General features: G+C 62.4%; 6 protein-coding genes. 5 read left to right on the top strand and 1 reads right to left on the bottom strand.

What is annotated here, in order from left to right:
* Positions 1 to 700: 700 nt before the first annotated feature.
* The 3 genes from GRI89_RS17510 (at position 701) to terL (ending at position 4,349) form a co-directional block, all read left to right on the top strand.
* Positions 701 to 2,275, top strand: a complete 1,575-nt coding sequence (locus GRI89_RS17510) for a site-specific DNA-methyltransferase (RefSeq protein WP_235913547.1) — start codon at positions 701 to 703, stop codon at positions 2,273 to 2,275.
* A 68-nt stretch (positions 2,276 to 2,343) separates the two neighbouring features.
* Positions 2,344 to 2,895 (top strand): DUF5681 domain-containing protein, encoded by a 552-nt coding sequence (locus GRI89_RS17505; RefSeq protein WP_159798348.1) that lies wholly within the window; start codon positions 2,344 to 2,346, stop codon positions 2,893 to 2,895.
* Positions 2,892 to 4,349, top strand: coding sequence for a phage terminase large subunit (terL, locus tag GRI89_RS17500; protein ID WP_159798345.1), 1,458 nt, complete (start codon positions 2,892 to 2,894; stop codon positions 4,347 to 4,349). The genes GRI89_RS17505 and terL overlap by 4 nt, the downstream gene beginning before the upstream one ends.
* A 287-nt stretch (positions 4,350 to 4,636) precedes the next feature.
* Here the strand turns inward: terL and GRI89_RS17495 are convergent, their stop codons facing one another.
* On the bottom strand, positions 4,637 to 5,518 hold the full coding sequence (locus GRI89_RS17495) for a LysR family transcriptional regulator (protein ID WP_159798343.1): 882 nt from the start codon (positions 5,516 to 5,518) through the stop codon (positions 4,637 to 4,639).
* 148 nt (positions 5,519 to 5,666) lie between these two features.
* Here GRI89_RS17495 and GRI89_RS17490 point away from each other — a divergent pair, with 148 nt between their 5' ends.
* Together GRI89_RS17490 and GRI89_RS17485 are read left to right on the top strand one after the other, a co-directional pair.
* Complete coding sequence (locus GRI89_RS17490; RefSeq protein WP_159798430.1) at positions 5,667 to 6,776, top strand: acyl-CoA dehydrogenase family protein; 1,110 nt, start codon at positions 5,667 to 5,669, stop codon at positions 6,774 to 6,776.
* Positions 6,773 to 8,373 (top strand): carboxyl transferase domain-containing protein (locus tag GRI89_RS17485; RefSeq protein ID WP_159798341.1); only part of this gene is annotated, 1,601 nt, incomplete at its 3' end. The genes GRI89_RS17490 and GRI89_RS17485, both read left to right, overlap by 4 nt.

Below are 8,373 nucleotides of genomic sequence, written 5' to 3'. Positions count from 1 at the left end.
ACCCGCGTCATGCGCCTCAGCTTCCTTGCCCCCGAGATCATCGAGGCGATCATCGCCGGCAGGGTCCCGCCGTCGATGACCGGCAAGGCGCTGATGGGCTTGCACGACCTGCCGATCGAGTGGTCGCGGCAGCGGCGGGTCCTGCACATCGCCTGACCGGGACCTTTCCGACGTCCCGCGCGGCGCTTCGGCGCCGCTTCTCGTTCATGCCCCTCGTTTGGTCTCCCGATATTTCAGGAGGGTACCTGCCAAGTGGGCCGCAGAGAATTCCGGCGAATTGCGCCGGATTCTCCTTCGCGTCACGCTCTCCGGGGTACCAGGTCGCGCGCAGAAACGCGCCGGAATGCGCCGTTTCGGCGCGTTCCGCGGGTCAAATATCTGATATTACAGACAAAATGGCGGAGGATGCAGTCAGCTGCGAACTGCTCTCCACCTGCATTTCCCTGATTCACGGGAATCTACAGGGAATTCACGAAAAAGCGGGCCTTTTCGATCCGCCCAGTACTTCAAAAACTCACGGAATTCCGCCAATTTCCGTCTGAATTTCCCTAAAACAAAAACAGGGAATCTTCTCCGCACTATCAGGGAAACTCGAATCGACATCAGCGATCGTCATTAAGTGGCAACGAATATCGTTTGCGCGCAGGCACTTGACGCCGGGCGTTTGCGCCCCGACATTACGTGCACCTCTTAGGCAGATATGCACCGCGCCTCGGCGCACAGCAGCAGCGTCGGAGGCAACTTCAACCGGCCACGCAAAGCGCGGGGCAGGATGGTGGTTGTCTGCTTACCTGCTGCAAGCATCGCCCTGTTCCGTCTCCCTGCTGGCCAAGCAGGAAAGACGATTTCCATGACCAAAACTGGATCTACTCGAGGCCACTCTGTCCTCGCAAACCAGCTTGCCCCGATCGACCAACGGCTCGGGCCAATCGAGTATCGGTCAATCGACGAGCTCACCGCTTACGCGAACAACCCTCGCAAACATCCCGAGAAGCAGCTGGTAAAGCTCGCTGCCTCGATATCACAGTTCGGCTTCGCCATTCCCGTCCTGGTCGACGAACATGGCACCCTGATAGCCGGCGAAGCACGAATTGCTGCTGCGAGGCGTCTCGGCCTCAAGTCGGTTCCGGTCATCGTTGCCCACCACTGGAGCGCAGCACAGGTGCGCGCCTTCCGCCTGGCTGACAACCGGCTTGCCGAACACGCGACCTGGGACCGCGAGGCTCTCGCGATAGAGTTCGCCGCGATCATCGAGATCGAGGAGATCTCGGTCGAGGCCCTTGGCTGGGAGACGGCCGAGATCGACCTGGTGCTCGACGAAATGGACGAGCCTTCCTCGTCGAGCGACCCGGCCGACGAGCAGCTTGAGGTCCCTCGCGTTCCGGTGTCGCGGAAGGGCGACCTCTGGCTCCTCGGTCAACACCGCCTACTGTGCGGCTCGAGCCTCGATGCCAATTGTTGGACCTTGCTACTTGGCGGTGAGCAGGCCGCAATGGCCTTCACCGACCCTCCATACAACGTGCCAGTCACCGGACATGTCTGCGGCCTGGGAAAAGTCAGCCACGCCGAGTTCGCGATGGCCTCGGGCGAGATGAGCAAGGCCGAGTTCACGGTCTTCTTGACCGACTTCATCGGGAGGATGACCGCGCACCTGATGGACGGGGCAGTACTCGACCTGTGCATGGACTGGCGCCACATGGGTGAAATGCTCGCGGCGATCGAGGCAAACGACCTGGCGCTCATCAATCTGTGTGCCTGGAACAAGACCAACGGCGGCATGGGGTCACTCTATCGTTCCAAGCATGAGCTGGTTTTCATCGCCAAGAAGGGAACCGCGCCGCACACGAACAACGTCGAACTGGGTAAACATGGCCGGTATCGAACGAACGTCTGGGACTATGCCGGGGTCAACACCTTCAGCAAGAGCCGGATGGACGATCTCGCTGATCACCCAACGGTCAAGCCCGTGGCCCTTGTCGCCGATGCGATCCGCGACGTTTCAAAAGCAGGCGAGATCGTGCTCGACGCCTTCATGGGATCGGGCACCACTATCCTCGCGGCAGAACGCACGAAGCGGCGCGGGTACGGAATCGAGATCGCTCCCGGCTACGTCGACGTGGCAATACGCCGCTGGCAACGGATGACGGGCCTCGAGGCAACGCTCGAGACGACCGGCCAGGCGTTCGCCGAGGTGGCGACCGAGCGGTCGGATGCTTTCGAGCTCGCCCCGCCCGCCCCAGAGGACTTGACCGAGCGGGAAACCGACCTCGACTAACCGAGTGAGCCTGGTGCGCTGCTTTGGCGCGCCGGGCTCATTTGCATTCAATATCCAGGAGACATTCCATGGCCATCAAACGCACCAATCGTGACACTCAATCAGACGAAGACAACCCGCTGCAGCGCGTTCGAACTCGTACCCGTCCACTTTCAGGTGGTGGAGACTCGTCTGCCCTGGAAGCTGTGCCAGCGCCCGGCGATCAGGAGATCGCACCTGCCGCTGCAGAGACCGAGTACGACGTGGGATATTGTAAGCCACCGCACCATTCGCAGTTCAAGCCGGGTCAATCGGGAAACCCCAAGGGTCGCCCCAAGGCCGCCAAGGGCTTGAATTCCATCGTGCGCGAGACACTCACCAAGAAAGTCACAGTCCGCACTCCCTCTGGGACGAAGAAGATCAGCCGCATCGAGGCCGTCCTACAGAAGACCGTCGAGCAGGCGATGAAGGGCAATCCCCGCGCCCTGGCCGAGCTTATCAAGCTCTACGCAAATGCAGTGCCCGAGGCGCTGCACGATACGACGGAAAGCGGACATGATGGAGATCTGACTGCAACCGACCTCGCGGTGCTCAGCGAACTTCAGGCCATGTTTGCCTCCGGCCAGGAGGTACAGCCATGAAACTCGATCCCAACGCGCTGACGGCTGCCCGCCGCCAGCACCTTCCGCTCTTCCTGATGAAAGTCTTCGAGACACTACATCCAGGCGACCCGCCCCTGGAAATGGCCTGGTACCTGCAGGCCATTTGCCACGCGCTGTGCGAGGTCCGTCGCGGAAACGAGAGACGACTAGTCGTCACCGTTCCGCCAAGGCACCTCAAATCAGTAACGGCGTCAGTAGCGTTCGTCGCCTGGGTGCTCGGCCACGATCCAAAGGCTAAGATCATGGTGGCAAGCTACAGCCAGGACCTCGCTCGCCATCACTCGAACCTGACCCGTACGGTCATGGAAAGCGATTGGTACAAGAAGGACTTCCCGCGGACCCGGATCAGTGATCGCGGCAACAGGGCGCTCGAACTCGAGACCACCGCCGGCGGTGTTCGCAAGGCGGTGTCCGTGGGCGGGTCAATCACCGGCTTTGGCGCCGACTACATCATCGTCGACGACTGCATGAAAGCCGACGAGGCAAAGAGCGCGCTGGAGCGGCAAAACCTGCGCGACTGGTTGGACAACACGCTGCTGAGCCGTCTCAACGACAAGGCAACGGGCAAGATCATCTCGATCCAGCAACGCCTGCACGAGGACGACCTGCCCGCCTACATGCTGGAGAAGGGGTACGCTCACCTCAACCTACCCGCAATCGCCGAAAAGGAAGAGCACATCCCAACCAGGCAAGGATTGAGCCATCATCGCCTTGTTGGCGACCTGCTCAATCCTGCCCGCGAGAACCGGGAGACACTCGACCAACTCAGGCGCGATCTGGGGCCGGTCGTGTTCTCGGCGCAGTACCAGCAGGAGCCGGTCACTGCCGAAGGCAACATGATCCGGCTCGAGTGGTTCGGGACCTACGAAGAGGCCCCGCCTCGCCACGAGTTCCTCAAGGTCGTGCAGAGCTGGGATACCGGAATGACGGCGGCACCCACCAGTGACTGGACGGTCTGCACGACCTGGGGCTTCCACCGGGAGGAAAAGCGCTGGTACTTGCTTGATGTGTTCCGCAAGCGGTTAGACTTCCCGGACCTCCGCCGCGCGGTCGTGGACCTGCGGAAGCGCTACCGCGCTGACAAGATGATCATGGAGAAGGCAGGTAGTGGTTTTGCCATCTACCAGGACCTCAGGTCCAAAGGCGATCCCTGGCCGATCATGATCCAGCCCGTCTCCAGCAAGGAGGAGCGCTTCAACGGATGCCTCGCCGAGGTCGAGGCCGGGCATTTCGTCCTTCCTGCTGATGCTTCCTGGCTGGCTGATTTCAGGTTCGAACTTAGAGCGTTCCCGCAAGGCAAGTACGACGACCAGGTCGACAGTTTCAGCCAGTTCGTGAAATTTCAGATGCTCAACTGGCGCTGGATCTTGACCGACCGTTGTCCGGATGGTCGCGTCAAGAGGATCGTGCGGCTGGATGCAAGGCCTTGGTAGGACCGAAATCGACAATATTTTTCACCTCAGTCGTCCCATAGCCTGACTACACCGGCAACCCGACGCAATTGACTGCGATGGCAGTCTGGGCGGCACAGCTTAGGGCTATTCAACCGAGCCGAGGCACCTACATGGCGCGTTCAATTGGGCCGTGGTCGGAAAAGCGGTGCATCATCCGCGTTATCGTCCAGCTGAACCGCCCGCCTTCCCGCACTCGCGCGAGCGCAGTGTCGGAATATGTGGAGAAATATCGCCTGAGACTGCGACCTAGTAATGTCGGAAAAGTCTTATTGCGCCACATTTGCCAGCACTGACAATGTCTCCAGTTCTTGCTGCAAAACTGAGCGCAGAAGTTCAGAGTCCGACGCATTAGGGCTGATTAGGATGCCCAGCCGCCGGGTAAGGTCATAACCAGTCACGTCAATCACCTCCATTCCCGACCGGATCAGCGATATCGGCGCTGTAGTAATGCCTAATCCGGCTGCAACCAATTGCAGGCAATAGGCATCGTTAGCGCTTCTGAAGGCGAACCGCGGACGAACGCCGTGGCGGATGAAGAAGCGGCTGGTCTGCCGTAGCGCCTCGCACGACCTTCGGGCGATCATCGCTTCTGCGGCGAGGTCGCCCGGCGGCACATCGCGACAGCCCGCCAGCCGGTGGTTCTCACACGCCATCATTACATAGGGCTCGTGGAGTACCTGCCAGCTGTCTCGCCCTTCATCGTCATCGGGGCGCAGCACGGTCAACGCAAGATCAATGCGCCCAACATTCAACGCGGCGCGGAGTTCGTAGTCGGTGTTCTCGACGAATTCGCACTCCCAGCCATTGGCGAGCATCTGCGCCACCCCCCCGAGCATGTCGGTGGAGACCGTTCCGATCACACCAACCCGCAACTGGGCGCGTGAAGTGGGTCGGTCTTCGCCAAACGCTTCGGCCTGCCGAAACCGCGCTTCCAGATCGCGCGCCTGGGGCAGGAATGCACCGCCACGCTCAGTCACGTGAACCCCCCCCTTGTCGCGCTGGAACAGGCGCGCGCCAAGCAGGCGTTCGAGATCGGCGATTCCGGCTGAGATCGTCGGCTGCGTCACCCGTAAGCGTTGCGCCGCGCGAGTGAAGCTGCCTTCATCGACAAGCGCAAGGAATTGGCGAATGTGCGAGCGTTTGATCATAGTTTTTTTCTATATCTAGATCGAAACACTTTCAATTCGTCTATTCTACGTACGAACAGTATGCGTCCTTCGCCCAGTTCGGGCAAAGAGGAAAATACCCTTGCGCGCGACCCCCGATTTCGATTTCGGCCTTGGCGAAGATGCGTTGATGATCCGCAACGCCACTGCACGATTCGCCGACGAGCAGATCGCCCCGTTGGCAGTGCAAATCGATACCGAGGACTGGTTCCCGCGCCATGAACTGTGGCCGGCGATGGGTGCGCTGGGACTGCACGGCATCACAGTGGAGGAGGAATTCGGTGGCCTTGGCCTGGGCTATCTCGAGCACGTGTTGGCACAGGAAGAAGTCGCCCGCGCTTCGGCTGCGGTCGGCCTCAGTTACGGCGCGCATTCGAACCTGTGCATCAACCAGATTCGCCGTTGGGCTAGTGCCGAGCAGAAGGCCAGGTTCCTGCCCCGGCTGATCTCGGGCGAACACGTCGGCTCGCTCGCCATGTCCGAGGTCGGCGCCGGGTCAGACGTCGTCTCGATGAAGCTGCGCGCAGACAAGCGCGGCGATCGCTATGTGCTCAATGGCACCAAGTTCTGGATCACCAACGCCGCCCATGCCGAAGTGCTAGTGGTTTATGCCAAGACCGGAGAGGGTTCGCGCGGGATCACAACCTTTCTCATCGAGAAAGGTATGCCGGGCTTCTCGATCGGGCAAAAGATCGACAAGGTCGGCATGCGCGGTTCGCCTACGGCGGAGCTGGTGTTCGACGAGTGCGAGGTGCCCGAGGAGAACGTGATGGGCCCACTCAACGGTGGAGTGGGCGTATTGATGTCGGGCCTCGACTACGAGCGTACCGTGCTGGCGGGGATCCAGCTGGGAATTATGCAGGCCTGCCTTGACGTGGTTATCCCCTACCTGCGCGAGCGCAAGCAGTTTGGCCAGCCGATCGGCAGCTTCCAGCTGATGCAGGCGAAGGTGGCAGACATGTACGTAGCGCTGAACTCCGCGCGGACCTACGTCTACGCTGTCGCGCGCGCCTGCGATGCGGGCAGGACCACACGCTTCGATGCCGCAGGCGCGATCCTGCTGGCGAGCGAAAGCGCAGTAAAGGTCGCGCTCGAAGCGGTGCAGGCACTAGGCGGCGCGGGCTATACGAGGGACTGGCCGGTTGAACGCTTCATGCGCGATGCCAAGCTGCTCGACATCGGCGCGGGCACCAACGAGATCCGCCGCATGCTGATCGGCCGTGAGCTGCTGGCCGGATGAGCGCACCGACACTCGACAGCAAGATCGACCTCGCCAGCCCCGACGCGCAGGCGCGCGCGGCGCATAACCGCGCGCTCGCCGAGGAACTTCGGGCCAAGGTCGCCGAGGCCGCGCTTGGCGGGAGCGAGAAGGCGCGCGAGCGGCACACCAGCCGCGGCAAGCTGCTGCCGCGCGAGCGGATCGAGCGGCTGCTCGATCCCGGCAGCCCGTTCCTCGAGATCGGCCAGCTTGCCGCCAACGGCATGTACGAAGGCGACGTCTCGGGCGCCTCGATCATCGCCGGGATCGGCCGCGTCTCGGGCCGGCAGGTGATGATCGCCGCCAACGATGCGACCGTGAAGGGCGGCAGCTACTACCCGATGACGGTCAAGAAGCATCTGCGCGCACAGGAGATCGCCCGCGAGAACCGCCTGCCGTGCATCTACCTCGTCGACAGCGGCGGGGCGAACCTGCCCTACCAGGCCGAGGTCTTTCCCGATCGCGAGCACTTCGGGCGGATCTTCTACAACCAGGCGCAGATGAGCGCCGAGCGCATCCCGCAGATTGCCTGCGTGATGGGCTCATGCACCGCGGGCGGCGCCTACGTCCCGGCGATGAGCGACGAGAGCGTGATCGTGCGCGACCAGGGCACGATCTTCCTCGCCGGCCCGCCGCTGGTGAAGGCCGCGACGGGCGAAGAAATCAGCGCCGAGGACCTCGGCGGCGGCGACCTTCATGCGAAGAAATCGGGCGTGGTCGACCACCTCGCCGAGAACGACGAGCATGCGCTGACCATCGTGCGCGATATCGTCAGCCATCTCGGCGCGAACGAGGGCGCGAGCCTCGACCTCAAGGAATCGCGCCCGCCGAAGTTCGACGCCGAAGACCTCTATTCGATCATTCCCGAGGATGTCCGCGCACCCTACGACGTGCACGAGGTCATCGCCCGGCTGGTCGACGGCAGCGAGTTCCACGAGTTCAAGGCGCACTACGGCTCCACGCTGGTCTGCGGCTTCGCCCACATCTGGGGCATGCCGGTGGCGATCCTCGCCAACAACGGCGTGCTGTTCTCGGAAAGCGCGGTGAAGGGCGCGCACTTCATCGAGCTCGCCTGCCAGCGCGGCATCCCGCTGCTGTTCCTGCAGAACATCTCGGGCTTCATGGTCGGCGGCAAATACGAGGCCGAAGGCATCGCCAAGCACGGCGCCAAGCTGGTCACCGCGGTCGCCACCGCTCAGGTGCCCAAGATCACCGTGGTCATCGGCGGCAGCTTCGGGGCCGGCAACTACGGCATGTGCGGCCGCGCCTATGGCCCGCGCTTCCTGTTCACCTGGCCCAATGCGCGGATCAGCGTGATGGGCGGCGAACAGGCCGCCAGCGTCCTCGCCACCGTCCACCGCGACGCCGACAAGCGGAGCAAGGAGGAAGAGGAGGCCTTCAAGGCCCCGATCCGCGACAAGTACGAGAGCGAGGGCAATCCCTACTACGCCACCGCCCGCCTGTGGGACGACGGCGTGATCGACCCGGTCCAGACCCGCGACGTCCTCGGCCTCGCCCTTTCCGCGACGCTTGAAGCCCCGATCCCCGAACAGCCGAAGTTCGGCGTGTTCCGGATGTA

This window comes from Croceibacterium salegens (assembly GCF_009827435.1).
Classification (GTDB): Bacteria; Pseudomonadota; Alphaproteobacteria; order Sphingomonadales; family Sphingomonadaceae; genus Croceibacterium_B; species Croceibacterium_B salegens.
This window is presented reverse-complemented; position numbering and strand designations above follow the sequence as displayed.

Bases quoted from the DNA above. Each gene is read 5' to 3' on its own strand.
- GRI89_RS17510 (WP_235913547.1), top strand. From the start codon at position 701: ATGCACCGCGCCTCGGCGCACAGCAGCAGCGTCGGAGGCAACTTCAAC.
- GRI89_RS17505 (WP_159798348.1), top strand. From the start codon at position 2,344: ATGGCCATCAAACGCACCAATCGTGACACTCAATCAGACGAAGACAAC.
- terL (WP_159798345.1), top strand. From the start codon at position 2,892: ATGAAACTCGATCCCAACGCGCTGACGGCTGCCCGCCGCCAGCACCTT.
- GRI89_RS17495 (WP_159798343.1), bottom strand. From the start codon at position 5,518: ATGATCAAACGCTCGCACATTCGCCAATTCCTTGCGCTTGTCGATGAA.
- GRI89_RS17490 (WP_159798430.1), top strand. From the start codon at position 5,667: ATGATCCGCAACGCCACTGCACGATTCGCCGACGAGCAGATCGCCCCG.